This window comes from Thalassospira sp. SM2505 (genome assembly GCF_054901115.1).
Genome location: NZ_CM142731.1, coordinates 3,520,001 through 3,546,713, shown reverse-complemented (window position 1 = coordinate 3,546,713; position 26,713 = coordinate 3,520,001). Strand labels below are relative to the sequence as shown.

20 protein-coding genes (1 of these 20 only partly in view) are annotated in these 26,713 nt (G+C 54.8%); 8 read left to right on the top strand and 12 right to left on the bottom strand.

Going from position 1 to position 26,713, the window contains the following annotated elements:
* Positions 1–24: 24 nt before the first annotated feature.
* The 9 genes from ACTU44_RS16645 to glpD form a co-directional block, all read right to left on the bottom strand.
* Positions 25–918: a tetratricopeptide repeat protein gene (locus ACTU44_RS16645; protein WP_462095990.1), complete on the bottom strand. Its 894-nt coding sequence runs from the start codon at positions 916–918 to the stop codon at positions 25–27.
* 92 nt (positions 919–1,010) lie between these two features.
* Positions 1,011–3,323: a methyl-accepting chemotaxis protein gene (locus ACTU44_RS16640; protein ID WP_462095989.1), complete on the bottom strand. Its 2,313-nt coding sequence runs from the start codon at positions 3,321–3,323 to the stop codon at positions 1,011–1,013.
* Between the two features lie 207 nt (positions 3,324–3,530).
* Positions 3,531–5,285, bottom strand: a complete 1,755-nt coding sequence (locus ACTU44_RS16635) for an ABC transporter substrate-binding protein (RefSeq protein ID WP_114099510.1) — start codon at positions 5,283–5,285, stop codon at positions 3,531–3,533.
* A 139-nt stretch (positions 5,286–5,424) separates the two neighbouring features.
* Positions 5,425–5,697: a DUF2160 domain-containing protein gene (locus ACTU44_RS16630; protein ID WP_114099479.1), complete on the bottom strand. Its 273-nt coding sequence runs from the start codon at positions 5,695–5,697 to the stop codon at positions 5,425–5,427.
* A gap of 24 nt (positions 5,698–5,721) precedes the next feature.
* Positions 5,722–6,525 (bottom strand): carbohydrate ABC transporter permease, encoded by an 804-nt coding sequence (locus ACTU44_RS16625; RefSeq protein ID WP_336081539.1) that lies wholly within the window; start codon positions 6,523–6,525, stop codon positions 5,722–5,724.
* A 1-nt stretch (position 6,526) separates the two neighbouring features.
* A complete protein-coding gene (locus ACTU44_RS16620) occupies positions 6,527–7,399 on the bottom strand; it encodes a carbohydrate ABC transporter permease (protein ID WP_114099481.1) in 873 nt (290 codons plus the stop codon).
* A gap of 14 nt (positions 7,400–7,413) precedes the next feature.
* Complete coding sequence (locus tag ACTU44_RS16615) at positions 7,414–8,508, bottom strand: ABC transporter ATP-binding protein (protein WP_462095988.1); 1,095 nt, start codon at positions 8,506–8,508, stop codon at positions 7,414–7,416.
* Positions 8,509–8,522: 14 nt separating this feature from the next.
* On the bottom strand, positions 8,523–9,623 hold the full coding sequence (locus ACTU44_RS16610; RefSeq protein ID WP_462095987.1) for an ABC transporter ATP-binding protein: 1,101 nt from the start codon (positions 9,621–9,623) through the stop codon (positions 8,523–8,525).
* Positions 9,620–11,176 (bottom strand): glycerol-3-phosphate dehydrogenase, encoded by a 1,557-nt coding sequence (glpD, locus tag ACTU44_RS16605; RefSeq protein ID WP_336081532.1) that lies wholly within the window; start codon positions 11,174–11,176, stop codon positions 9,620–9,622. The genes ACTU44_RS16610 and glpD overlap by 4 nt, the downstream gene beginning before the upstream one ends.
* Positions 11,177–11,731: 555 nt before the next feature.
* Here glpD and ACTU44_RS16600 point away from each other — a divergent pair.
* Positions 11,732–13,192, top strand: a complete 1,461-nt coding sequence (locus ACTU44_RS16600; protein WP_114099485.1) for an NAD-dependent succinate-semialdehyde dehydrogenase — start codon at positions 11,732–11,734, stop codon at positions 13,190–13,192.
* 76 nt (positions 13,193–13,268) lie between these two features.
* Here the strand turns inward: ACTU44_RS16600 and ACTU44_RS16595 are convergent, their stop codons facing one another.
* Entirely contained in the window at positions 13,269–13,811 is a 543-nt protein-coding gene (locus ACTU44_RS16595) for a hypothetical protein (RefSeq protein WP_462095986.1), read from the bottom strand.
* A 299-nt stretch (positions 13,812–14,110) separates the two neighbouring features.
* Here ACTU44_RS16595 and glpK point away from each other — a divergent pair, with 299 nt between their 5' ends.
* A complete protein-coding gene (gene glpK, locus ACTU44_RS16590; protein WP_114099487.1) occupies positions 14,111–15,607 on the top strand; it encodes a glycerol kinase GlpK in 1,497 nt (498 codons plus the stop codon).
* A 167-nt stretch (positions 15,608–15,774) separates the two neighbouring features.
* Positions 15,775–16,719, top strand: coding sequence for an AEC family transporter (locus tag ACTU44_RS16585; RefSeq protein WP_462095985.1), 945 nt, complete (start codon positions 15,775–15,777; stop codon positions 16,717–16,719).
* Positions 16,720–16,726: 7 nt separating this feature from the next.
* Here ACTU44_RS16585 and ACTU44_RS16580 read toward each other — a convergent pair whose 3' ends face one another.
* Positions 16,727–18,802, bottom strand: coding sequence for a bi-domain-containing oxidoreductase (locus tag ACTU44_RS16580; RefSeq protein ID WP_462095984.1), 2,076 nt, complete (start codon positions 18,800–18,802; stop codon positions 16,727–16,729).
* A gap of 108 nt (positions 18,803–18,910) precedes the next feature.
* Here ACTU44_RS16580 and ACTU44_RS16575 point away from each other — a divergent pair, with 108 nt between their 5' ends.
* The 5 genes from ACTU44_RS16575 (at position 18,911) to ACTU44_RS16555 (ending at position 25,798) form a co-directional block, all read left to right on the top strand.
* Positions 18,911–21,355, top strand: coding sequence for a glycosyltransferase (locus ACTU44_RS16575; RefSeq protein ID WP_462095983.1), 2,445 nt, complete (start codon positions 18,911–18,913; stop codon positions 21,353–21,355).
* Between the two features lie 203 nt (positions 21,356–21,558).
* Positions 21,559–22,455: a dihydrodipicolinate synthase family protein gene (locus ACTU44_RS16570; protein ID WP_114099491.1), complete on the top strand. Its 897-nt coding sequence runs from the start codon at positions 21,559–21,561 to the stop codon at positions 22,453–22,455.
* Positions 22,456–22,630: 175 nt separating this feature from the next.
* The gene (locus ACTU44_RS16565) at positions 22,631–23,914 is read left to right on the top strand and encodes an NAD(P)/FAD-dependent oxidoreductase (RefSeq protein ID WP_114099492.1); all 1,284 of its coding nucleotides are present in this window, start codon (positions 22,631–22,633) and stop codon (positions 23,912–23,914) included.
* Between the two features lie 14 nt (positions 23,915–23,928).
* Positions 23,929–24,930: a 4-hydroxyproline epimerase gene (locus ACTU44_RS16560; protein WP_114099493.1), complete on the top strand. Its 1,002-nt coding sequence runs from the start codon at positions 23,929–23,931 to the stop codon at positions 24,928–24,930.
* 199 nt (positions 24,931–25,129) lie between these two features.
* The gene (locus tag ACTU44_RS16555; protein WP_114099494.1) at positions 25,130–25,798 is read left to right on the top strand and encodes a GntR family transcriptional regulator; all 669 of its coding nucleotides are present in this window, start codon (positions 25,130–25,132) and stop codon (positions 25,796–25,798) included.
* 98 nt (positions 25,799–25,896) lie between these two features.
* Here ACTU44_RS16555 and ACTU44_RS16550 read toward each other — a convergent pair whose 3' ends face one another.
* On the bottom strand, positions 25,897–26,713 hold the 3' portion of the coding sequence (locus ACTU44_RS16550) for a proline racemase family protein (RefSeq protein ID WP_462095982.1). The gene runs 254 nt beyond the window's last position; the window shows 817 of its 1,071 coding nt (coding positions 255–1,071); its start codon lies off the right edge, out of view — the gene reads right to left on this strand; the stop codon is at positions 25,897–25,899.

Below are 26,713 nucleotides of genomic sequence, written 5' to 3'. Positions count from 1 at the left end.
AAAGTCTGGTAATTTACCGTTCTGTCACCGCACGGCGCAGGCCTTCCAGGGTGTCCATGGCTTATAGTTTTCAAAGAAAGTGGCAAGGAACTGGTCAACGCGTTCGCGGTTTGCCGCACGGGCTGTGTCGTCAAGGTCCTTGTCAAATTTTCCACAGTTTTTCTCAACTGCGTCGCCGATGGTTTTCCAGTCGACATCTTCGTTATGACCGGGAAGGCCGGTGGCAATCGCGCACCAGCCAACTGCCTCGGCGGTGTCGTTGACGGAACGGGCTTCTTCGGCCAGATAGGCCGCAGCGCGCATTTCGCCGTTCTGGGCGGCGGCGCGAAGATACTGATACCGTCCGCTGTCGGTTTTGGTGAACCGGTTGGCAAGCAATGTTGCTGCCCGCGGATCACCAAGTTCCCAAGCCTTTTCAAGCAGGGTTTTTGCCGTGTCATTCTGACCCTGATCCATAGCGTCGAGTGCCAGCCACAGCATTGCCTGTGTTTCGCCCTGATCGGCACTTTGCTGATACAGGGCACGGATCTGATCTTTGGGGGCCTGGGAAGCTTCGGCTTTGCGCGCCAGAATGATGCTGGCATCCGGTTGCCGGTTATGTGCGGCCTTTTGCATCAAATCCCAACCGGTATCCTCATTGGCCGGGATGCCGGCACCATTGATCATCTGACAGGATAAAAGATACTGCGCGGTGGCATCACCATTCTCGGCCAGAGGTGCAAAGATGGCTGCGGACTTTTCAAACTCGCCCTGGCGATAGGCCGTCATGCCATCATCAAGTGCAGAAGCGGCCAAAGCAGGTGCGCTGATACTGGTCAGGGCCGTGGCGATAACAAGAGCCGATGCTGACAGGCGCAGGCCGGTTGCTGTGGAACCGATCCGGGGCGCGTTCAGAAAGTTGACGATCATGTTTTTCATAGCATTCTGTCTAACATTGTTGCTGCCCTGAGCGAGAGAAAAAATGCCGGAACCGATTGGGTACATACCCGCTCGGTCCCGGCGAGGTGCGCTCATGGCAGGGAGTATGGTTCCCGGGTTGACCCGGTCGTCTGATTTGCAGGTTGTTCCGAGCGGATCGAGGTCAGGAAATCACGCACACGGCTGCCCAGATCATCAGACTGGCTGCGCAGGCGATCCGTTGCCTGACGCAAGCCGTCAACAGCCTGAAGGTTATCATCAGCAGCTGTGCTGACTTGCGCGATTGTGCCGTTCATTTCACTGGCAGCAGTGGCCGATTGTTCGACATTGCTTGCGATTTCGGCAACGAATTCCTGTTGCTCGTTAACCGCATCCGACATTTCGCCCACCGTTTCGTGGATGCCGGTTATGCTGTCCCGGATGCCGGCAATTGCCTGAACCGCGATGCCGGTGGTGGACTGGATTTCAGTGATCCGCTCGGCAATCCGGTCGGTGGCCGACCCGGTTTGATTGGCAAGATTTTTGACTTCCTGTGCGACCACGGCAAAGCCCTTGCCAGCCTCGCCAGCGCGGGCAGCTTCAATCGTGGCGTTGAGCGCAAGCAAATTGGTCTGGGCGGCAATATCCTGAATCAGGCTCAGTATTTCGCCGATTTCCTGCGCACCGGTTTCAAGTTCATGCATCGTGGCATTGGTGCGCTGGGCTGCTTCAACGGCACTGGTGGCTGCGCCGACCGATTTCTGGGCACGATGACCAGTATCACGTACCCGGTCCGATAGTGACTGGGTCGCATCGGACACGGACGCCATATTGATCGAGATTTCCTCGGATGCACCGGCGACGCCGGTGGCATTGGTCGAGGCGATCTGGGCGTGATCACGGACCTGATTGGACGTTGCCTGAATGTTTTCGGCTTCGCGAGCAACACCCTCGGCAACCTGCATGATCGATGCTTCAAATGCATCGGCCAACTCAAGCATATCCTGTCGACGTTTGGCTTCGGCATGTTCGCGTTCGCGGGCGACTTTTTCCTCGGCCTGCTGTGCCGCGAGGCTGGTTTCACGGAACTGGCCAAGGATTTCAGCCATGCGACCGATCTCATCGCGGCCGGTGTCCTTTACCTCGGTTGACAGATCACCATTGGCGACCTGACGCATGCCGTCTATCACGCGCAACAGTCGTTTGATCAGGTTCCCACGGACATAGAAGATCAGGATTGCCAGTGAAATCACCAGAACAGCAGCGCCGATAAACGCAATCAAACGCTGGTCCTGAACCACTTGCGATACGGCATCGGACGCATTGCTGTCGACCTCGGCTCGTTTGCTGTCGACCATCACCGAGATTGATTTGGAAAGTGCTTCGGCAGTTGCGATTGTTGCGTTCAGGTTTTTTTCGGTCTGATACTGGTTTTCCCATTCGGTTTCGCGCAGGTCAAACACGCTGGTCCGTCCCTTGCCAAAGGCCATCAATGCCTTGGCAAGGTCACGTATCTTGTTGCCGTCATCATTGTCAGGCAGTTCTTCGAGGGCATCGGTAATGCGCAGCTCTGCCCAGTTCCACTGATTGCGAACTTCGTCCATGGCTTCGCCTTCGGGAACGGCAATACCGGCCGTCAGCATCCCGAACGCAAGGTTCACATTGGCACGGATTTCAGCAATCAGCTGTGAAAATGCAATGGTTTCTTCAAGTTTTGTTGCGGCATCCGTGCTGCCACTGGAGACCCTTGAAATACCACGAGCAACATCGATGTCGACCACCTCGATCAGGGGGCTTAGAAACTCGGAAAGATCGCGATAGGCAAACACCATATCAAGCGTGAGATCACCTCGTTTCTTTTCAATATCCAGACGCCGGGTGGTCAGTTCGTGCAGCGTGTCGCGATGGGCGACAATTTCATCAAGTTGTGCTGTCAGGGTGGCAACGGCGTCGACCAGTTCTGGTTCTGAGGTCGACGGGGGCATTTCGGATGTCCCGGATGCATCGCTGCTCTGGCTATTTCCGGTTTCTGCTGCTGGCGGTTCTGTGACCGGCGAGGACACAGAAATATCAATCATGACCGGTTCGGGGTTGGCTGCGGCAATTTCAGCAAGGCGGGTTCGCGCGTCACTGATCAGTTGATCAAGCCTGTTTTCGGTTAAGGCCAGTTCATCGGCATTGCGCGATGCCGCCAGAACCGGCGCCTGTGCCGCAAGGCCAACACCGTTCATTGCCAGTTCCATCTGGCGAATGATGGATGGCAGGCTATCGGTTGTGATGTCAGCGACAAGATCGCGGCTGTTACCAAATGACACCCATGATACAGCCGATGAAATGCCAGCCAGTACCAGAATCAAGGCAAAAGAAGCCATGAGCCGACCTTGAATGCCAAGGCCCGCGCGACGTTTTTTAATGGCGGTATTCACTGTTTCCTCCCTGTCTGGCCCGCTGATTATGTTTTGATTGGGCAGACATTCCCTTTTGGGACATGTGCATCCGTTGTTCGGATGTCTCGGGTCTTATGACTTAATGAAATACGCGTCGGTAAAATGAATGATCTTTAAACAGGAAGCAGGCCTGGTCGGGACGGCCGGGGATGAAAAACATCCCCGGCACCCCCAGTAGTGTGGCTCTTAGTTTTTCTGAGCCGCACGCCATTCCGCGATCAGATCGTCATAATTGACGGTCTCACCCTGCGGTTTTTCGTTAGCGAGTTTCGCTTTCGGTGCACCCGGCTGGTCGAACCAGTACTGTGCATCACGCTCTTCGTTCAGTTTCGGAGCACATTCGCCACCGATGCCTGCACGCTCAAGACGCTGGAGAACCTGGTCCATAGATTTGGCAAGGTTGTCCATTGCTTCCTGCGGAGTACGTTCGCCGGTTACAGCTTCGGCAACGTTCTGCCACCAGAGCTGAGCCAGTTTCGGGTAATCCGGAACGTTGGTACCGGTCGGCGACCACTGGACGCGGGCCGGGGAACGATAGAACTCGACCAGACCACCCCAGTTCGGTGCGATATCGGTCATTTCCTGGGTGTCCAGGTCAGACTGACGGATCGGGGTCAGACCGGTAAGGGTCTTTTTCAGCGAGACCGACTTGGAGGTCACGAACTGTGCATAGAGCCATGCTGCTTTACGGCGCTCAAGCGGGGTGGACTTCATCAGAGTCCAGGAACCCACGTCCTGATAACCAAGCTTCATGCCTTCTTCCCAGTACGGGCCGTGCGGCGAAGGTGCCATACGCCATTTCGGCGTACCGTCTTCGTTCACAACCGGGGTGCCTTTTTTCGCCATATCGGCAGTGAAGGCGGTGTACCAGAAGATCTGCTGAGCGATCTGGCCCTGAGCCGGAACCGGACCTGCTTCACCAAAGGTCATGCCAGCTGCTTCTGCAGGAGCATAGGCCTTGAGCCAGTCAATGTATTTGGTCAGGGCATAAACAGCCGCCGGACCGTTTGCTGCACCGCCACGGGTTACGCTCGAACCAGCCGGTGCGCAACCTTCAACACGGATACCCCATTCGTCGACCGGAAGGCCGTTCGGAAGGCCCTTGTCGCCTGCACCTGCCATCGACAGCCAGGCATCGGTAAAGCGCCAACCCAGCGACGGGTCTTTTTTACCGTAATCCATGTGGCCATAGACTTTCTGGCCGTCGATTTCCTTCACGTCATTGGTGAAGAATTCCGCGATGTCTTCATAGGCCGACCAGTTGACCGGAACGCCAAGGTCATAGCCGTATTTGTCTTTGAACTGCTTCTGCAGGTCTTCACGCTGGAACCAGTCGTAACGGAACCAGTAAAGGTTCGCGAACTGCTGGTCAGGAAGCTGATAAAGCTTGCCATCCGGACCGGTGGTGAAGGACAGGCCGATGAAGTCTTCGAGATCAAGGGTCGGAGAGGTAACGTCTTTACCTTCGCCAGCCATGAAATCTGACAGCGGCACAACCGCGTCATAACGCGAATGGGTACCGATCAGATCCGAGTCATTGATGAAGGCGTCATAGATGTTACGGTTCGACTGCATCTGGGTCTGCAGTTTCTCGATAACGTCGCCTTCACCGATCAGGTCGTGGGTCAGGTTGATCCCGGTGATTTCCGAGAAGGCCTTCGCCAGAACCTTGGACTCATATTCATGCGTGGTGATGGTCTCAGACACCACGTTGATATCCATGCCACGGAACGGCTCAGCAGCCTTGATGAACCATTCAAGTTCGGCCATCTGGGCGTCTTTGTTCAGGCTCGACGGCTGGAATTCGCTGTCGATCCATTTCTTGGCCGCGTCAGTGTACTGGTCAGCCATTGCCGGGTTTGCCAGCACTGCAAGACCAAGAGCGACTGCGACGGCACTGCCTTTAATAACGCTCGAAGCGCCTTTGGCTTTAACGATCATGTCGTTTTCTCCCTGGTTGTCTTCCTTTTTGCTCATCCGGATAAAACCCGGTCACCAACGGTAGGGGAAGACAGACAACCCGCCGTGATGAATATCAAAGGAACGGCACTGCGAAAGATCACAGTACCGTTCCGAAGGTTTAGCCCCAGCGCATCACAATGATGAGCCAGGCAAGCGCGATAACCGAACCGATCCAAAGTGCAAGATCGGTAAATGCCAGCCATCCCAAATGGATATAGGCCGCGCCAAGCAGGCTGATAAACAGGCGATCACCGCGTGTGGTGGTCAGCGGCAAAAAGCCGCGCCGCGGAACGGTTGGTGAAACCGCCTGCCAAATTCCCATCCCGATCAGCATCAGGATGATGCAGCTGAAGAACACAGCGGTAATCGGGGTCCAGGCCATCCAAGACATGTTGATATTCCTCCTGTTTGCCGATTACACGCGACCCATCGCGAAACCTTTGGCGATGTAGTTGCGAACGAACCAGATCACCAAGGCGCCCGGGACAATTGTCAAAACACCAGCTGCAGCAAGAACGCCCCAATCAAGGCCTGATGCCGAAACCGTACGGGTCATGGTGGCCACGATCGGTTTTGCATCGACCGAGGTAAGCGTACGGGCCAGAAGAAGCTCAACCCAGCTGAACATGAAGCAGAAGAAGGCCGTCACACCGATGCCCGAACGGATCAGCGGAATGAAGATCGTGGCAAAGAAGCGCGGGAACGAGTAACCGTCAATATAGGCGGTTTCATCGATTTCCTTTGGAATGCCCGACATGAAGCCTTCAAGGATCCAGACGGCGAGTGGCACGTTGAACAGGCAGTGTGCAAGGGCCACAGCAATATGGGTGTCAAACAGTCCGACACTTGAATAGAGCTGGAAGAACGGCAACAGGAACACGGCTGGCGGTGCCATGCGGTTGGTCAGAAGCCAGAAGAACAGATGCTTGTCGCCGGTAAAGTTGAACCGCGAGAAGGCATAGGCCGCAGGCAATGCGACAACCAGCGAAATCACAACGTTGATGCCCACATAGATCATCGAGTTGATATAGCCCGAATACCAGGCCGGATCGGTCAGGATCGTCGCATAGTTTGCCAGCGTCGGATTATCCGGGAACAGGGTCATTGCACCCAGGATTTCCGTATTGGTCTTGATCGACATGTTGAACAGCCAATAGATCGGCAGCAACAGGAACAGAATGTAAAGAAGAAGTCCGATATGACGTTTCTGGAACTGCATTTTATTGTTCCTCCCGCTTTCCGGCGTTCATCACGACGGTATAGAAAACCCAGCAAACCAGCAGAATGATCAGGAAGTAGACCAGCGAGAAGGCCGCTGCAGGACCAAGGTCAAACTGGCCGACCGCCATACGGGTCAGGAACTGGCTGAGGAAGGTGGTTGCGTTACCCGGACCGCCACCGGTAAGGACGAACGGCTCGGTATAGATCATGAAGCTGTCCATAAAGCGCAGCAGAACACCGATAACGAGAACCGACTGCATTTTCGGAAGCTGGATAAAGCGGAACACGGCCCAGCGCGATGCGCCGTCAATCTTGGCTGCCTGATAATAGGCATCCGGGATCGACCGAAGACCGGCATAGCACAGCAGAACAATCAGGCTGGTCCAGTGCCACACATCCATGACAAGAACGGTGACCCACGCATCCATCGGGTTCTGGGAATAGTTATAGTCAATGCCCATCATGTTGATGACATAACCGCCAAGACCAATGTCGGCACGGCCGAAAATCTGCCAGATGGTGCCAACCACGTTCCATGGAATAAGCAGCGGCAGTGCGAGCAGAACCATCGAGGCCGAAACGCCCCAGCCCTTGCGCGGCAGGGTAAGCGCGACCGCAATGCCCAGCGGAATTTCGATGAACAGAACGCTCAGCGTATAGATGATCTGACGGATCAGCGCATCATGCAGGCGGCTGTCGCCCAGAACCTGTTCGAACCATTCGGTGCCGACAAAGAAACGGGTTTGCGGATCAAAAATGTCCTGAACCGAATAGTTCACAACTGTCATCAGCGGAATGATCGCGCTGATGGCGACGATAAAGAAGACTGGCAGGACGAGGAACCAGGCCTTGTTGTTGGTAATCTTGTTCATTTCCCCATCCCCCCTTACGCGACCAACTGACTGTCGGCGTAAAGTTTGGTCCATTCCGGTGCGAAACGCAGAACGCCGGACTGGCCGACAACCTTTTCGTCTTCACCGAGTTTGACCTTGATTTCAGATGCGCCAAAACGGGTGGTCGCGATCTTGTACTGACCGAGATCCTCGACCTTGATGATATTGACATCAACACCGTCGCTGCCTTTGGCAGCATCACCGGTTTCAAGGGTCAGGAATTCCGGGCGGATGCCCAGCTCGATCTTGCCGGTCTGTTTGGAAACGGCTTCAAGGTGACGGTCCGAAAGACCGATACGCTGACCATCGACCCAGGCTGCACCATCATCAATCTTGCAATCCATGATGTTCATGCCAGGGCTCCCGATGAAGTAACCGACAAAGGTATGAGCCGGATTTTCAAACAATTCCTGCGGCGTGCCCAGCTGAACAACCTTGCCGCCATACATGACGACAACCTTGTCAGCAAAGGTCAGGGCTTCGACCTGGTCATGGGTGACATAGACCATGGTCGGGCGCAGTTTGTTATGAATTTCCTTGAGCTTGCGGCGCAGAACCCATTTCAGATGCGGGTCGATCACGGTCAGCGGTTCGTCAAACAGGATGGCCGAAACATCGTCACGAACCAGACCGCGCCCAAGCGAGATCGTCTGTTTTTCATCCGCGCCAAGGCCGCGTGCCTTTTGTTTGAGCTTGCCGGTCAGATCCAGCATTCCGGCAATTTCACGCACACGCGCATCGACGCGTTTTGCATCAACGCCGCGGTTGCGCAGCGGAAAGGCAAGGTTTTCGTAAACCGTCATGGTGTCATAGATCACCGGGAACTGGAAAACCTGCGCGATGTTGCGTTCTTCCGGGGCCAGATTGGTGACATCCTTGCCATCAAACAGGACCTGGCCATGTGACGGTGTCAGCAGACCGGAAATAATGTTCAGAAGGGTGGTCTTGCCACAGCCCGACGGGCCGAGAAGGGCATATGCACCGCCATCTTCCCAGACATGTTCCATACGGCGCAGGGCATAATCCTCGTCCGTTTTCGGATCGGGGAAATAGGAATGCGCAAGGCCTTTAAGATCAATACGTGCCATTTTTCTATCTCACCTTACGCCGCTTTGCCGTTGGAAATTTCGACCGGCGGGGCGGCCACGAGTTTGCCGTTTGCATCAAAGGCAAACAGACGTGTCGGATCGACATAGAACGATGTGGCTTCGCCCAGACGCGGGTTGTGAACACCTTCTTCCTGGATTACCCAGGACACATCATTGAAATGCACATGAACAAAGGTTTCCGAACCGGTGATTTCGGCCAGTTCGACCTGTCCCTGCATGGCGATCGTGTCTGCACCGGTCGGATCAACCGACAGATGGTTGGCACGAATACCAAGGGTGTAAGTCCCGTTCGAAAGACCTGCCAGATGACCGGAAAGCGGAACCTGATGGCCCGATTTCATAAAGATCGCGCCATCGCGGACTTCGGCATCAACAAGGTTGATTGGCGGGTCGGAAAAGATCAGACCGGTCTCGACATAGGCCGGGTTGTGATAAACCTGTGTGGTCGGGCCAAACTGGGTAACGCGCCCCTGATGCATGACCGCGCACTTGCCGCCCAGAAGCAATGCTTCCATCGGTTCGGTCGTGGCATAGACAACAATGGTGTCGCGTTCCGCCAGAAGGTTCGGGATCTCTTCACGCAGTTCTTCGCGCAGCTTGTAGTCAAGGTTGACCAGCGGTTCGTCCAGCAGCAGCAACTTGCAATCCTTGACCATGGCGCGCGCCATGGCGGTACGTTGCTGCTGACCACCGGAAAGTTCCTGAGGCAGACGATCAAGCAGATGTTCGATATGCATCAGTTCGGCGGTCGAGCGGACACGCTTGTCGATCTCGGCCTTGTCAACGCCCTGAAGTTTTAGCGGTGATGCGATATTGTCATAGACATTCATCGACGGGTAATTGATGAACTGCTGATAGACCATGGCAACGTTGCGCTTTTGCACAGCCATGCCGGTCACATCAACATTATCGACCAGAATGCGACCGCTGCTTGGCGGTTCGAGACCGGCCATGATGCGCATCAGTGTCGTTTTACCGGCCAGGGTCCGTCCCAGAAGGACGTTGAACGATCCCGGTTCCAGCGTCATCGACACATCGTCGATGTGGGACTCCCCTCCCACGGTCTTGGTTATGTTTTCAAGCGTAAGGGTCATTTTCCACTGTTTCCTTCGCCCGTTTTCACGGTGTTTTTTGATTTCGGTTCTGTTTCGAACCATTGGACAATGGCATTACGCGTCTCATCCGAAAGGTGCAGCCCCAGTTTGGAGCGGCGCCACAAAACGTCCTGGGCGGTTCGTGCCCATTCGTAATCCACCAGATAGCGCAATTCGCATTCATATACGTCATTACCAAGGTGCTTCCCAAGCCCTTTAAGATCAGACGCATCCCCAACAATTCTGTTGGTAAGTGTGCCGTAGTTTTGCACGTAACGGTAGATCTGTGCGTCGGGAATCCACGGAAACTTCTTGTGCATTGCGGTGAGATACCGCTCGAAATCCGCGTTCGGCATGTCTCCGCCCGGAAGTGGCTTGGTCGCCGTCCAGCGGGTATCATCGCGGCCCAGCAAGGGGCAGAGCTTGGTCATGGCGGATTCAGCAAGCTTGCGATAGGTCGTGATCTTGCCGCCATAAATGTTCAGAAGCGGCGCACCATTATGGGCATTCTCGCCATGATCAATTTCGAGAACATAGTCGCGTGTGACCTGTGATGCGTCCTCGCTGCCATCACCATAAAGCGGACGAACCCCCGAATAGGTCCAGACCACATCATCGGTGGTGATTTTCTTTTCGAAATAGCTGTTGGCAAGATCGCACAGATACTTGGTTTCTTCCGCACTGATCGCGACCTTGGACGGATCACCCTTGTAGTCGCGGTCTGTTGTCCCGATCAGGGTGAAGTCCTGTTCATAGGGGATCGCAAACACTATGCGCCCGTCCGGGTTCTGGAAGATATAGCAATATTCATGGTCAAACAGTTTGGGCACAACAATGTGGCTGCCCTGTACCATGCGGATGCCCTGTTTCTTTTTGGCTTCGACACGGTTTTCAAGAAGTTCGGCACACCAGGGGCCTGCGGCATTGACCAATGACTTGGCGGTGATGACCTGTTCGGTTCCGTCATCGACATTGCGAATGGTCACGTTCCACAGATCGCCATTGCGTTTGGCCGAAACACATTCGGTGCGGGTCTGAATTTCAGCCCCCTTGTCACGGGCATCCATTGCATTGAGCACGACCAGTCGCGCATCCTGTACCCAGCAATCGGAATAGACGAATGCCTTTTCCATGCCCTTGATCAACGGCTTGCCTGCCGGATGGGACGCCAGCCTGATGCCTTCGGAACCCGGAAGCTTTTCGCGACCGCCAAGATGGTCATAAAGGAACAGACCCAGACGGATCATCCATGCCGGACGCAATCCCTTGACATGCGGCAGCACAAAGCGCAGCGGCCAGATGATGTGCGGGGCGGCACGCAAAAGAACTTCGCGTTCAATCAGCGCCTCGCGGACCAGCCGGAATTCGTAATGTTCAAGATAGCGCAGACCACCGTGAATCAGCTTGGTGCTGGCCGACGAGGTTGCGCTGGCAAGGTCGTCTTTTTCACACAAAAAGACCTTAAGCCCGCGTCCCGCCGCATCCCGTGCGATGCCCGTGCCATTGATGCCACCGCCAATGATGGCGATGTCGTATGTGCCTGAATTGAGCAACCGTATCCTCCCTGGTGCTCTTATTTGTGACAGATGTTCTCAACTGTCATTCTGTTCTTTCACAAACGTTACGAATGCCCCAAAATAATTGCAAGCGAAAAAAAAATAAACATCTAAATTTTCGATAACGAACTGAATCGGTTGATTTGTAACGAATTGTTTTTGTTCGATATTTTGTCTAGCTACCCGAAAAGGGGCCTGATAAATGACCAATGTTTCGTTTGTAATTACCCCTGTGGAATGCTCAGAATCGGTAAAAAGTGAAAAATATTGCCGGTTAGCGACTCTTCATTGGGGGAGGCGGCTTTGGGTCGATCTATGCGACACGGGCACAGGTCGCCGGATGGTCCGGGGTATCGGGGCTGTCGCATTTTCTGCCAAAAGCCACCGCATTCAGCGCGGGCAAAGCAATAATCTCGCAAAGGGTGCCCAATCCCCTGTTTGCGATTGCCAAGGCAGAAATATCTCGCGAAGATGTGGCATCAATCCCGGAGCAGACTAGATGTGGGGTATCCGATCATGTCGCTCCCAATAAAGAATTCCGGAGGCACTAAAATGATTTCGCTTAAAGACCCCTCGCTCTTTACCCAGCAGGCCTATGTTGGCGGGGAATGGGTCGATGCCCCAGACGGGAAAACCGAACAGGTGACCAACCCGGCGACGGGCGAAGTGCTTGGCACGGTTCCGGTGCTTGGCCGTGAAGCCGTCGCCCATGCTGTTAATGTTGCCGAAAAGGCCCAGAAGCTTTGGAAAAAGCGCACTGCCAAGGAACGTTCCGCCATTCTGATGAAATGGTACGACCTGATGATGGAAAATCAGGATGACCTTGGCGCGATCATGACCGCCGAGCAGGGCAAGCCGCTTCCGGAAGCCAAGGGCGAAATCGCCTATGCGTCAAGCTTCCTGCAATGGTTTGCCGAAGAAGGCAAACGTGTCTATGGCGATGTGATCCCGACCTTCGCCGAAGGCCGTCGTGTCATGGTTCTCAAGGAACCGGTTGGCGTTTGTGCGGCCATCACGCCCTGGAACTTCCCGACCGCCATGATCACCCGCAAGGCTGGCCCGGCATTGGCCGTTGGCTGTGCGATGGTGGTCAAGCCGGCAATGGAAACGCCCTATTCGGCACTGGCCATGGCGGTTCTGGCCGAACGTGCAGGCCTTCCCAAAGGGTTGCTGTCGATTGTGACCGGTGAAGCGGTCGAAATCGGTGCCGAGATGACCGAAAACCCGAAGGTTCGCAAACTGACCTTTACCGGCTCGACCCCGGTCGGGCGGTTGCTGATGCGTCAGTGCGCCGATACGGTCAAGAAAATCAGCCTTGAGCTTGGCGGTAATGCGCCGTTCATCGTGTGTGAAGATGCCGATATTGATGCGGCTGTCGAAGGGGCGCTGGCGTCAAAATATCGTAATGCCGGTCAGACCTGTGTCTGTGCAAACCGTCTGTTTGTTCATGATGCTGTCTATGATGAATTCGCCGAGAAATACGCCGCCAAGGTCTCGCAGATGCGTGTCGGTGACGGCTTTGAGGAAGGCGTGATCATCGGTCCGCTGATCAATGAAAAGGCGGTCGAAAAGGTCGAAAAGCAGGTTGCCGACGCGGTGTCAAAAGGTGGCCGTATCCTGACGGGTGGCAAGCGCCATGAAAAAGGTGCGACCTTCTTCCAGCCGACCGTCATTGCCGATGCCAACCGTGACATGATCGTCTTCCGCGAGGAAACCTTTGGCCCGATGGCACCGCTTATTCGCTTCCACAGCGATGAAGAAGTGCTTGAGATGGCCAATGATTCCGAGTTCGGTCTGGCGTCCTATTTCTATTCGCGGGATATCTCGCGCATCTGGAAGCTGGCCGAGGGCCTCGAAAGCGGTCTGGTCGGGGTGAATGTCGGCGTGATGGCAACCGAAGTTGCCCCGTTTGGCGGCTTCAAGCAATCGGGCGTTGGCCGTGAAGGTTCGAAATACGGCGTCGAGGATTATCTTGAAGTCAAATATGTCTGCATTGGCGGTATCGACGACTGATCACGGATATTTCCGGACATGAAAAAGGGCGCTGCAATTCGCAGCGCCCTTTTTGTCTGGTTCAACCGGGCATGGGTCAGGCCGAGAACAGGTCTTTTTTGACACCGGATGTGCGATTGTCGTCTTCCTCGCCGGTGATGGACTGCGAAGAGCCCGGCGGTAATTCCGACTGCAATTCGGTAAAGACATCAAACATGCGCGGGTTGAAGGCGATCTGGGCCTGCATACGGTCGCGGCGCTCGCTTTGCGATTCCTTGCCATCGTTTTTGCCAAGCTCGGCATTGGCAAGGGTATTGCCATTGAGCTGTTGTTCGATGGCATCGGCAATGGTTTTCTCGATGGCCTGTCGGTCATCGGCATCCATTTTTGCAAGGGTTTCCTCGTCCAGCCCCATGCTTTTAAGAATCTTGGCGCGCAATTCTTCGATCTTGCGTTCCTCGATTTCCTTTACATAGGTGGTAAAGCCGTTCTCGCGGATATAGGCCAGCTCGGCATTTTCTTCCTTCTTGTCGTCTGGAAGCGGCTGGCTGTTTGATGCGATCGTCACGGCCTGAGAAGCAGCACTTTTGGCGCTGTAGGCTGTGTTGGTGACGTTCAGCAATGTGTCATACAATCCCATAAGAGCCCTCCATGGGAAAAAGATGCCGGTTAAAATTCATGTGTATTCTTGTCGGTGCAAATCGCGTGCCGGTATAAACCGGGTTCTTATTGCCGTGGTTACGGGGAAAATTGTTTCTGTGAAAACAGGAGTTTGACGGAAGTGATGTGAAAAATTTTCGAAAACGAATTGTTTTTTGATGCGATTTTTTTCTAAATAGAGCGATAAAGCCAGCAGCCCGGTCGCAAAGACGGGTAGAACGCATGGTATCATGCAGGGTCAGAGGGCAGGAAAACTGCCGGCTCGGGAGGAAAACACAAATGACCGATACGCGTTACATCCTTGCCATTGATCAGGGAACGACAAGCTCACGTGCGATTGTTTTTGATGAAAACGGCCGATCCGTTTCCGTCGCACAACAGGAATTCCCCCAACATTTCCCCAATAGCGGCTGGGTCGAACATGATCCCGAAGATCTGTGGAGTACGGTGGTCGCCGTCTGCAAGGAAGCATTGGCGCGCGTCGATATCAAACAGGTCGCGGCGATTGGCATCACCAACCAGCGCGAAACCACCGTTGTCTGGGATCGCAAGACCGGCAAGGCGATTTACAATGCCATTGTCTGGCAGGATCGCCGAACGGCATCCCTGTGTCATGACCTGAAAAAGGGTGACCCGAAACTTGAAGAAGCGGTCAATGCCAAGTCGGGCCTTTTGATCGATCCTTACTTCTCGGCCACCAAGGTTGCCTGGATACTTGATCATGTGTCTGGTGCACGTGCGCGCGCCGAACAGGGTGATCTGGCGTTTGGTACGGTCGACAGTTTCCTTCTGTGGCGTTTGACCGGTGGAAAATCACATGCAACCGATGCCACCAATGCTGCACGGACCAACCTGTTTAACATTCGCGAAAACGCCTGGGATGATACGCTTTGCAAAATCTTCCGCGTGCCGCAAACCATGCTGCCGGAAGTCAAGGATTGCGCGGCCGACTTCGGCGTTACCGATGCCGACTTGTTCGGGGCGGAAATCCCGGTTCTGGGCATGGCAGGCGATCAGCAGGCCGCTGCATTCGGGCAATGCTGCTTTGAGCCGGGCGATATCAAAAGCACCTATGGCACCGGTTGCTTCGTGATCCTTAATACCGGTGAAGAGGCCGTCACGTCCCGGCATCGCCTTCTGACCACGGTCGGTTATCGGCTGAATGGCAAAACAAGCTACGCCATCGAAGGCGCGATCTTTGTGGCCGGTGCGGCGGTCCAGTGGCTCCGCGACGGGCTTGGCATCATCAAGTCGGCGGCTGAAACCGAAGGGCTGGCAAAGTCGCTTGAGGACAATCACGGTGTTTATCTTGTTCCGGCCTTTACCGGGCTGGGGGCACCTTATTGGGATCCGGATGCACGCGGGGCGATTTTCGGCCTGACCCGTGATACCGGCCCGCGCGAATTTGTTCGCGCAGCCCTTGAAAGCGTTTGCTACCAGACATTTGATCTGTTCGAGGCCATGGCGGCGGATGGCGTATCGCCAAAGGCCGTGCGTGTCGATGGTGGCATGGTTGCCAATGACTGGTTGTGTCAGATGCTTTCAGACGTTTTGGGGATTTCGGTCGAGCGTCCGGAAGTCACTGAAACCACAGCTCTTGGTGCGGCATATCTTGCCGGACTTCAGGCCGGTATCTATCGCGATCTCGATCATATTTCGGCCAACTGGCACCTTGATGCCAGCTTTGAGCCCAAGATCGAGGCAGCCCGTCGGGATGGACTTCTGGCCGGTTGGAAAAACGCGGTGGGCCGGGTGCAGACCGATCCGAACACCTGACACGCATAGCTGCCTTGTCCGGCATTCGTGCCGTAAGACTGGTAAGTGTATAAATTGCTTTGTACTATTTCCGGGCGGTGTCACTGATGCCGCCCTTTCTTTTTGCACGGAAATAGGGAAATGGGGCCCTGTGTCGTGCCTGTTTTTAAAGAAATACCGGGGGCACGATGCTTGATCTGATCGTTGGAAAAGTTGGACCTGTCTTTTTGACGATCATGTGCGGCTTTCTGCTGACGTATGTAAAGGTCATCTCCCGTCAGGGCATTCCATTCCTTGCCAAAATCGCCATGAACGCCTTTATCCCGGCGATGCTGTTCCAGGCCCTGTCCAAATCCGATATCAGCGCGCATTTCGATTTGCGCCTTTGGGGGAGCTACTATTCCGGCGTTCTGGTCAATTTCGCGATGGTTTTTGTGATTGCGCGTTTGTGGCTCAAGGCGAGAACCGATGAATCTGCCGTGACGGCAATGGGCGGGGTGTTTTCCAACATCGTTCTGCTGGGCATTCCGCTGGTACAGGCGGTTTATGGCGAAGAAGGTCTGGTGCCGGTTCTGATCATTCTTTCGATCCATCCGCTTAGTCTTTTGGGGATGACGGTCCTGATTGTCGAAGGCGCGCGAAGTGGCGGGGACGGGCATTGGCTGCCCAAGGTTCTGCGCAGTGTTCTCCGCGTTCTCAGAAACCCGATCATCATTGCGATTATTCTGGGTGTGCTGGCTTCCTTGTTTGAAATACGGATGCCCGAAATCATCGACGGAACGTTCGAGCGGTTCCGCACAGCTGGTCCGACCATCGCACTGATGCTGGTGGGAGCCGGGCTGTATGGACAGTCGGTCCGTGGCAATCTCAGTGCGAGTTTGCTTTGTACGGTCGCCAAGATGTTTGTTCAGCCGCTTCTGGTGTTTTCGGTCGGGCATTTCATTTTTGATCTGCCGCCCTTGCAGTTGACCATCCTGACCCTTGTTGCTGCACTACCGTCCGGGGCCAACGTCGCGATCATCGCAGGGAGCTATAATATCTGCATTGACCGCTCGGCAACGACAATCCTTCTGACCACGATCATCAGTATGATTACCTTGCCCCTGCTTGTGCTCTATGCCGGGGCGCAATAAGGGGCTGTCATCCGCAATTGGCCGCAGTAATGACCAGTGACATCAGGCTGATTTCATCCTCAAGACGCGGGATCAGGGGATTGCGCTGACCGGTTGCGACAGCCTGTGTGAAGGCAGAAATCGCTGCTGCCTGCCCCTTGTCCTGTCCAAATCTTTGCCGCATTACGGTCTTGCCGTTGATGGTCAGTTTCTTCCAGTCCGTAAGTTCGGCGTCAAAGCCAGGTGCATCTATTTGCAGGGTTTCCTTCGCCTCGCGCCTGCTGGTGTGCTGATAACTGATTTCACCTTGTGATCCGTCGCTCAGACGGATTGTCCAGATGCTGTCGCCCATTTTGCGATCAAGCCAGTGACAGTGAATATCCGTGATGCTACCCGCCGTCAGACTGTGAATCAGGTCGATGAAGTGGGTGATTTCGCCAATTGTGCGGCCACCCTGATCGGAATGAAAAAGCCAGTGATCATTCGGAAGCGGTGAAATCCGGACCCGGTATCTGAAATGCCGGGCGCCATCGGGCAGGGCGGCGCGTAATTGCGCGCTCATCGGCGCATAACGACGATTATGACCGACCATGAACAGGCTTGATGATGATGTCTGATCGCGTAAAAGTCCGATCCCGGCAAGGTCAATCGCAATCGGCTTCTCCAGCCAGACATGTTTGCCTGCTGCCAGGGCGTCGGCGGCGAGTTTGGCGTGACTGTCATGGCGGGTTGCGATGATGACGCTGTTAACGCGCGGATTATTGATGATGGCATGTGCGGATGAGACGGCCTTTGCATCACCAAGTTTTCGCGCCATTGCCAAGGCTGAGATACCGTCTTGCGAACAACAGGCAAGGACATTGATATCGGCTTGTTTGATCAGGTGGGGAACAAGCTGACCGCCCGCATAATTGCCAGTGCCAATCATGCCAAGACGGACCGTCGCGGGTGAGGGGGCAGTGACATCACATTTGTGCAGGGCAGTTTTCGGTCGATCAACCGATGCCCCATAACGCACCAATGTTGCCAGCTGGTTCAGGTCGGGGCCCTTGGCGAAATGATCGGCGATGTTTTCAAACGCTATTTCTTTGGTGATCAGCGGCGTTGGATCAAGTCTGCCCTTAGCCATCAGATCAAGGGCGGCCTCCATATTGCGTTTGATGGTCCATCGCACATACCCGACGGGATAGTCCTGTCCCAGTTCTTCATAAGCCGGGTCATAACGACCCGGCCCGTAAGACCGGACCTGCTTGATCGCGATTTCCTTGTCATAGAGCATTTTACGCTGCGCGCTGATTGCGACATCGCCGACGCAGATGATAGTGGCCCGATCCCGACAAAGACGTGCAGCCGCATCAACAAGTTTGTGCAGACCTCGTGCCGGGGCACAGATATAGACGGCGTCGAAAACATCTGATTGTGCGGAACTGGCGGTGGTGAAGCATCTGTTTGCGCCATTTTCCTGTGCCAGTTCGCGCCGATATGGATGGGGTTCAATGATCGTAACATTGGTACCCGCCGCGACTGCAGTTTGGCAAAGCAATTGCCCGATCAAGCCCGCGCCAATGATTGCGACGTGATCCCCGATGGTTGTTTTGCCCTGCCGGATGGCATGAAGGGCAAGAGCATAAAGGGTGGCAAAGGCTGCTTTCTGATCAGAAAGCGTATCGGGTACCGGGCAGGCAAGATTGATCGGGGCCCTGTTGCATTGCGCATGGTTTGCACTGCCCATCCCGGCAATCGCAACCCTTTGTCCGGGTGCGAAGTCATATGCTTTCGAACCGGTGCGAACAACTTTCCCCACGGCGCAATACCCCATTGGCATCGGCTGTCCAAGGCGGTTATTGACCCGCGAAACAGTGGATCGTGCACCCTCCTGCCTCAGGGATTTCAAGGTAAGAGCCACAAGGTCCGGACGTTGCCAGGCCTTTTGCAGAAGCGATGCGGTGGCTTGGCGCGCCTGTGTAAACTCTGTGCCGGGACTGATAACGCTAAAGCTGGTCTGGACAAGGAGGTCATGGTCACCGGGGGTGGGGACTGGACAATCGGCAAGGGCAATCTTGCGTTCTGCCGGAAACCGCAAAAGGGCCTTCATCTCCGTCATGATCATCCTTTATTGATAAAGGGTTGAATATCATAGCGACGATTAAACCACATGCGGTGCAGCTTGGTCGATCCGAGATTGACGCGGGCACGGCACGGGGTTAGCAAGATGGCAGACTTCAATATGGAACCGCTTATCATGCATCAAACTGTCCCGGCCCGGCATTGGCGCGACACGCTGCTCAGCCTTGCTGCCATCCTGTTTGGCCTTTCTGCGCCGCTGTTTTTCTTTGGGCGGACTGCTTTGGGGATCGGGCTTGGATTATCGCTGATCACGGCTTTGGCTTCTGCTGATCACGGTGAAGCATGGCGCAAGATGCGGGCAGATATTGCAACCCCGGTGGGGCTGCTTGTTGTTGCAGCTTTGGGCGTGTTTCTGCTGTCGGCAGCTGGCTCGATCATGCCGGGAAAGTCGCTTGAAACCTGGACAGGCCGGTTTGCGATGCTTGCAGGCATCTGGTATCTGATGCGCCTGATCGAGCCAAAGGCCCGCCTGGCATGGGATGCGTGCATCTATGCGGCGATTGCGCTTGTCGGATATTGCATTCTGGCGATCATGATTTATCCGGAAATGTTATCGATCAAGGCACTGCGCGAACCTGATTTCGCCTTTGATATCACCCGCCGTCTGAAGCCTGTCGGAAGTTTCCTGATTTTCGGGGCGATGTTGCTGGTCTTTGATGCCATCGACCGGAAGGGTGTCCGGCGTTATGTCTCGATCCTTGCTGCCTTGTGTATCGTGCCGATCTTGGAAGCCTCGCATGGCCGGGCCAATGTTGCAGCGATAATGGCGGCAGCCTGTGCTGTCGGTTTTTGTGCTGTTTTGCTGATCGGGTCGCGGGTTCTTAAAATCGGTGTGCTGGCTGGTGTCGCGGGTGTTTGTGTTGTTGCCCTGACCTGGCTGAGTGGTGTGACGGTCAATGCTTCAAGCCTTATCGGGTTCGATACCTATTTGCCAACCTGGCTTGTGGATATCCATCGCCAGATGATCTGGCAATTTGCCTATAGTCATGTCTTTGATCACCCGCTTATCGGTTACGGTATCAATGCCTCTCCTTGGGTGCCCGGTGCCAATGATATGGCCGGGACATCGGGTCAGTCCGTATTGCCCGGACATCCGCATAGCTGGTTTATGGAAATCTGGTTGGAAGCTGGCCTGCTTGGCTTGTTTGTGGTTGTGCCGCTGGTTCTTGTGATTGCATCCACAACCTTGAAGGACGTTCTGCGCAACGGGATTAAGGTATCCGCCTTGCCGTTGATGATCATGGCTGCTTACTGGTTTGCCGGACTGTTTAACTATTCATTCTGGACGTCATGGTGGTTTGGCGTGGTCATGCTTTCCTTGGCGCTGGCCGTGTTGCGCCGGGAAGCATTGCTGGATGCCAAGGCCCCGAAAACCCGCCGCAAGACCATGATTGTGTGTGCGGAAGACTGGTCGTTTGTGTCGCACCGGATCGGATTGGGGCGCGCTGCACTGGTACGCGGGGATGAGGTTGTCGTTGCATGTAACGCCGGTGCAGCCGCCGAAGGTCTTCGCAAGGAAGGTTTTCGGGTGGTTGATGTGCCAATCGCGCGCGGCGGGCTTAGTCCGGTCAAATCCCTTAAGACCGTCAAGGCATTGGCGTGTCTGATCCGTCGTGAAAATCCCGATGTGATTGTCAATGTCGCCATTCAATGTGTGGTTCTGTCTGTCTTTGCCGGAATGCTGGTGGGGGCAAAACGTTCGGTCAATATGATCACCGGACTTGGTTTTCTGTTTGTGTCAGGCGGGGCAAAGGCCAAAATTGTTCGCGCCATTGTTTCGATAATCCTGCGGGTCTATGCCCGGTTTGGATCAGTGCATGTGATTGTGCAAAATCAGGATGATCTTGCCCTGATGACAGGACTTGGTTTTACGGAAAGTCGCATTGATCTTGTCCGGGGATCGGGGGTGGATATCTCGGCCTTTTCGCCTGCGCAAAAGGCACCCGGTGTGCCCAAAACGGCAATTTTTGTCGCACGCATGCTGTGGTCCAAGGGTTTGGCTGAACTGGTCGAAGCCGCGCGTCTGCTGAAATCGCGCGGGCGAAACTATCGCTTTCTGCTGGTCGGGGATGCTGATCTTGCCAATCCCGATAGCGCACATGAGACCGATCTTTCCCAATGGCAAAAGGATGGTCTGGTCGAGTGGCTGGGCAAACGCAGCGATGTTGCAGCGCTTCTGCGTGAGGCTGATCTGGCTGTTTTGCCGTCCTGGCGTGAGGGGCTGCCAAAGACTTTGCTGGAATCTGCGGCTTCCGGTCTTGCCATGGTTGCAACCGACGTGCCGGGATGTCGGGAAATCGTCCGCCATAACGAGAACGGTCTTCTTGTTCCGCTACGCGATGCCAATGCGCTCGCCAATGCCATCGAGGAATTGATGGAAGATGATGCGAAGCGTGCAGAATTCGGTAAAGCCGCCCGGAAGCTGGTTGAGGATGAGCTTTGCGACGGTGTGATTATCGCAAAGACACTGGCCGTTGTAACCGGAACAGTGTCGACGACACCGATCCGGAATGTGCCATTTCCTGCCTGATCAATGTATCGGCAAGGCATTGACATCGTGATGTTAAAGGACCCGAAACCGGGTCCTTTTCTTTTTGTCAAAAATCCCGTTGCATCTGCATTTTTTATTTTGTATACAATATACATGAATTGCAGTTGGTCTCAGGCCAAAAGATTTGAACATTGTTGGTGTGATTGAAAAATAATCCCGCCATATTAGGAGGTTACTTTCCCATGCAGGTAAACTGGACTGGCGTTTTCCCCGCCGTTGCAACCCAGATGAATGAAGACGGCTCGATCGATTTCGATATGACCGCAGAACAGATCGAAGCCCTGATCGATGCAGGCGTTGACGGTCTGGTCATGCTGGGTTCTGTCGGCGAAAACACCGCGCTTGAGCTGGAAGAAAAATTCGCCGTTCTGAAGCTTGCTGTGGAAATCACCAAGGGCCGTATCCCGGTTCTTTCCGGTGTTGCTGAAAACTCGACCCGTGCGGCGATCCGCTATGTCCAGGAATGTGAAAAAATCGGTGCTGATGGCCTGATGCTTCTGCCGGGCATGGTCTATACCGCTGACCCGCGCGAAAATATCGAGCATTTCCGTACCGTTGCGAACGCAACCAAACTGCCGATCATGATCTATAACAACCCGGGTGCTTATCGCATCGACATCAAGCCGGAAGAATTCAACCAGCTTGCCGATGTCAAAAACCTGGTCGCGATCAAGGAAAGCTCGGGCGATCCGCGTCGTATCACCGATATCTACAATGCATGCGGTGACCGTTTCGTTCTGTTCTGTGGCATGGATGACCTTGTCATGGAAACACAGGTTCTTGGCGCCGTTGGCTGGATTTCCGGTTTTACCGATGCCTTCCCGAAAGAATCGGTTGCGCTTTGGAAGCTGCTTTCCGAAGGAAAATACAAGGAAGCTCTTGAGATTTATCGCTGGTTCACGCCGGTTCTGCACATGGATGTTCACGCCAAACTGGTCCAGTACATCAAACTGGCTCAGGAAATGACCGGCGTTGGCAAGCCGCATGTGCGTGCACCGCGTCTGCCGCTGGTCGGCAAAGAGCTTGAAACCATCAAGGCGACCATTCAAAAAGCCATCGACACTCGCCCGTCGCTCTAGGCGCTGTGCGACGGATGCAATCACACCTCCCGCCCTAAAAACCGTGATTGCATTATAAGTCTGTTTGATGGAACAGTGAGCTCCCCCGTGCAATGTCGCGGGGGAGTTTCCTGCCATCTGGCAGATTGATCACCAAAATGAATCAAATGCGCACCACATCAGGCGAGGCCCCAAAATGACCAAATCCAAAACCGATATTACGGCTCAAACCAGCGGCAAACAGCAGGCCGTTGTCATTGGTGCGGGCATTGTCGGTGTGAATGTCGGGCTGGCTCTTTTAAAAAAGGGCTATGACGTAACCATTCTGGACCGTGGAGAGCCGGGCAGGGGGACCTCCTTTGGCAATGCTGGCGGTATTGCGGTTTCCGAATGTGCGCCGATTGCCATGCCCGGAACACTTTTGAATGTGCCCGGCTGGTTGTTGGATCCGTATGGGCCGTTGTCGATCCGCTGGGCCTATCTGCCCAAAATGATGCCCTGGCTGTTGCGCTTTGTTGCGGCAAGCACCAAAAGCCGGGTTGAACAGATCAGCACCGAACTTGCCGCCATCCTCAATCGCGTCTGGGAGGATTACGAACCGGTGATTAGTGAGGCCGGTCTTGACGATGCGGTCTTTAAAAAAGAAGGCGCAATGGGTGTCTATCGTTCGGAAAAGACCCGCCGCGATGCCGAATACGGCATTGATCTGCGCCGTCGCAAGGGCATTAAAATCCGTGACATCACCCGTGACGAGATCATGGATCTCGAACCCGACCTTGCCCCGATCTTCCCATGTGGCGTGATCGAGGAAGACTGGGGCCGTGTCCTTGATCCCTTCAAGATCGTCACCGGCCTTTACAAGCATTTCCTTGATCGCGGGGGCAAGTTCCAGACTGCCGAGGTCACCGATTTCGTCTATCGCGACGGTCAACCGCGTGCAGCCATGACGACCAGCGGCGATCAGATTACCTTTGATACGCTGGTGGTGGCCTGTGGTGCATGGTCCAAAACCCTTGCCAAAAGGCTTGGCTCCCCCGTGCCGCTTGATACCGAGCGCGGCTATAACACCACCGTTCCCTATCACGATGCCAAACTGTCGCGCACCATCATCAGTGCCGATGACAGCATCATTCTGACCCCGATGGAAATGGGCATTCGTGTTGGTGGTGCGGTGGAGCTTGGCGGGCTGATTGCGCCCCCCAACTATGACCGTGCCAAGGCCCTGTTTGCCAAGGGCAAGGAAGTGCTGCCCAAACTCAATGCCGAGGGCGGAACCGAATGGATGGGCTTCCGGCCATCGATGCCGGATTCAAAGCCGGTCATTTCCAAAAGCCCGCGCCATCGCAATGTCTTCTTCTCGTTCGGTCATGGCCATCTTGGTCTGACCATGGGGGCGACCACCGGTCGTTTGATTTCCGATCTTGTCACCGGTTCGGAAACGCCAATCGACATGACGCCCTATCGTATTAATCGCTTCTGATCACAGGCCCCACTATGGCGAAAAACAGCTTCTTTTGCGTAGACGGTCATACCTGCGGCAACCCGGTGCGACTGGTTGCTGGCGGCGGACCGAAACTTGAAGGTGCGAACATGCTCGAAAAGCGTGCGCATTTTCTGGCTGAATTTGACTGGATCCGTACCGGTCTGATGTTTGAACCGCGCGGTCATGACATCATGTCGGGATCGATCCTCTATGATCCGACCTCTGATGACTATGATGTCGCGGTTCTGTTTATCGAAACATCGGGTTGTCTGCCGATGTGTGGTCACGGCACCATCGGGACCGTGACCATGGCGATTGAGGAAGGTCTGGTAAAACCCAAAACACCGGGACGTCTGCGTCTTGAAACCCCGGCCGGTCTGGTGATTGCCGAATACAAGCAGGTTGGCGATTACGTTGAATCGGTCAAGCTGACCAACGTGCCTTCTTTCCTTTATAAAACCGATATCGAAGTCGATTGTCCCGATCTTGGGCCGATCAGGGTTGATGTTGCCTATGGGGGCAATTTCTATGCGATTGTCGAACCCCAGGAAAACTTCCGTGATATGGCGGATTTCACCGTGGGTGATCTGCAGCGTATCAGTCCGGAATTGCGTCGTCGCCTGAATGAACAGAACAGTTTCGTTCACCCGCTGCATCCCGATATCAAGGGGCTTTCCCATATTCAATGGACCGGCAAGCCGACCCAGCCCGGAAGCACGCATCGCAATGCCGTGTTTTATGGTGACAAGGGCATTGACCGGTCTCCCTGTGGCACGGGGTCGTCCGCCCGTCTTGCGCAGTTGGTTGCCAAGGGCCAATGGGATCCGGCTGACGAGCTGGTTCATGAAAGCATCATCGGCTCACAGTTCCGCGTTTCCGTGGTCGAGAAAACCAAGGTCGGCGACTTTGATGCGGTGGTGCCCGGGATCGAAGGCTGGGCGCGCAAGCACGGCTATAACACCATCTTCATTGATGACCGCGATCCCTATGCCCATGGCTTTATCGTAAAATAGGCGGGCTTAATCTGATTGTGACAAGGGGGCTTTATGCCCCCTTTGTTGTATTTCGCGCGATGACAGGAAATTATACAGTATGCAATTGTATTGCGACTTGGTCGGGCCGACGTTATGACTATGAACAGGCAGGTTTGATCTGTCTGATGATATGACGCCGCCAAGCCATGATTTCGGGTAACAGAATAAAAGAGCTGAAATGACCGCATCACCGCGATTTACCCGCCGCACCATCACCGATCAGGTGACCGAAGACCTTCGGGCACGCATTCTTTCTGGCGATTTTCCCGCAGGATTCCAGTTGCGACAGGATGCAATCGCCGGTGAGTATAATGTCTCGCGCATTCCGGTCCGCGAAGCGCTTCAGCGCCTTGACGCCGAAGGTCTGGTCACCTTTCAGCCGCACAAGGGCGCGATTGTCTCGCAGCTTTCCATCGACGAGATCGAGGAACTGTTTGAAGTCCGCAAGCTTCTTGAATGCGAATTGCTCCGTCATGCTGTGCCGCGTCTGACCCCGGCCGATCTCAAATCGGTCGAGGATATCCTTTTGGTTTATGATGAAGCTTTCCGCTCTGGCGATGTTGCCAAATGGGGCGAGCTCAACCGTGAATTCCACGACCGGCTCTATCGCGCCTCGAACCGTCCCAAGACGCTGGAAATCATTCGCATGATTGGCAACAACACCGTGCGTTTCACCCAGGCACAGCTGGCATTGTCCGGGGCGACGGATCGGGCAGAGCGTGAACATCACCAGATTTTCGAAGCCTGCAAGGCCGGCAACACCGAAGAAGCGGTCGAACTGCTTGCCGAACATATCCAAAGCTCGGCTGACAGCTTGATGGAATGTCTGCGCAAGGCCCGTGAATAGGGCTTGATACATATTATATAAGCAAAGGGATGCCCTGATCGGCATCCCTTTTTATTTGGGCGTGTTTTTGCAGGGTTTCGTTACAGATGCAGTCGGGATTAGCGGACAATGAATCCCTGTCCGACCAGATCACCTTCTTCATACCAGAAACTGGCCTTGCCACTGTAATGAGCCTGCCCGCTGACCGATGCGATGATCGCATCATGCGGCCCGCAGCTGGTGACGGCGCCAACCGATCCTTCAAAGCCTGATCCGATCACACTTTCAAACTGGCGCGTCTGACCGGGTTTGATCAGTCCCTTGGCATGCTGGATGGCAAGGCGGGCGCTGACCCCTGATCCGGTCGGGCTGCGATCCACCTGATTTTCGGCAAACACACATATATTGCGTGTCGGTTCTGGACTGAACGCATCGCGCCCGTCGGTCAGGATCGCCCCGTATAAAAAGGCCAGATCATCATGATCGGGATGGGAAAGGCGAATGCTGTCATTGACCGCCTGACAGATTTCTTCTGAAAGGGCGGTCAGGCGGCTGACATTTCCGGGGGTGATTGCGATGTCAAACTGCCCGGCATCCAGAATGGCGTAAAATGCCCCGCCATAGCCGATATCGGTTTTAAAGGCCCGGCCATCTGGCAGGGCAAGGTCAAGATCGCCTGCAAACATGAATGATGGCACGGATGAGAACCGCACCTTGCCGGTTTTGCCATTGGCAACTTCGACCTCGGCGCGCACCAGCCCGCAGGGACATTCGATATTGACCTGCGTGACTGGTTCTACCGCCTTGACCAGTCCGTAATCGATTGCATAGCGGCCAAGGGCGATGATCGCGTGGCCGCACATGGTCGAATAACCTTCATTATGAATGAACAAAACCGCAAGGTCTGCATCGGGCAGGCTGGGCTCAACCAGAATC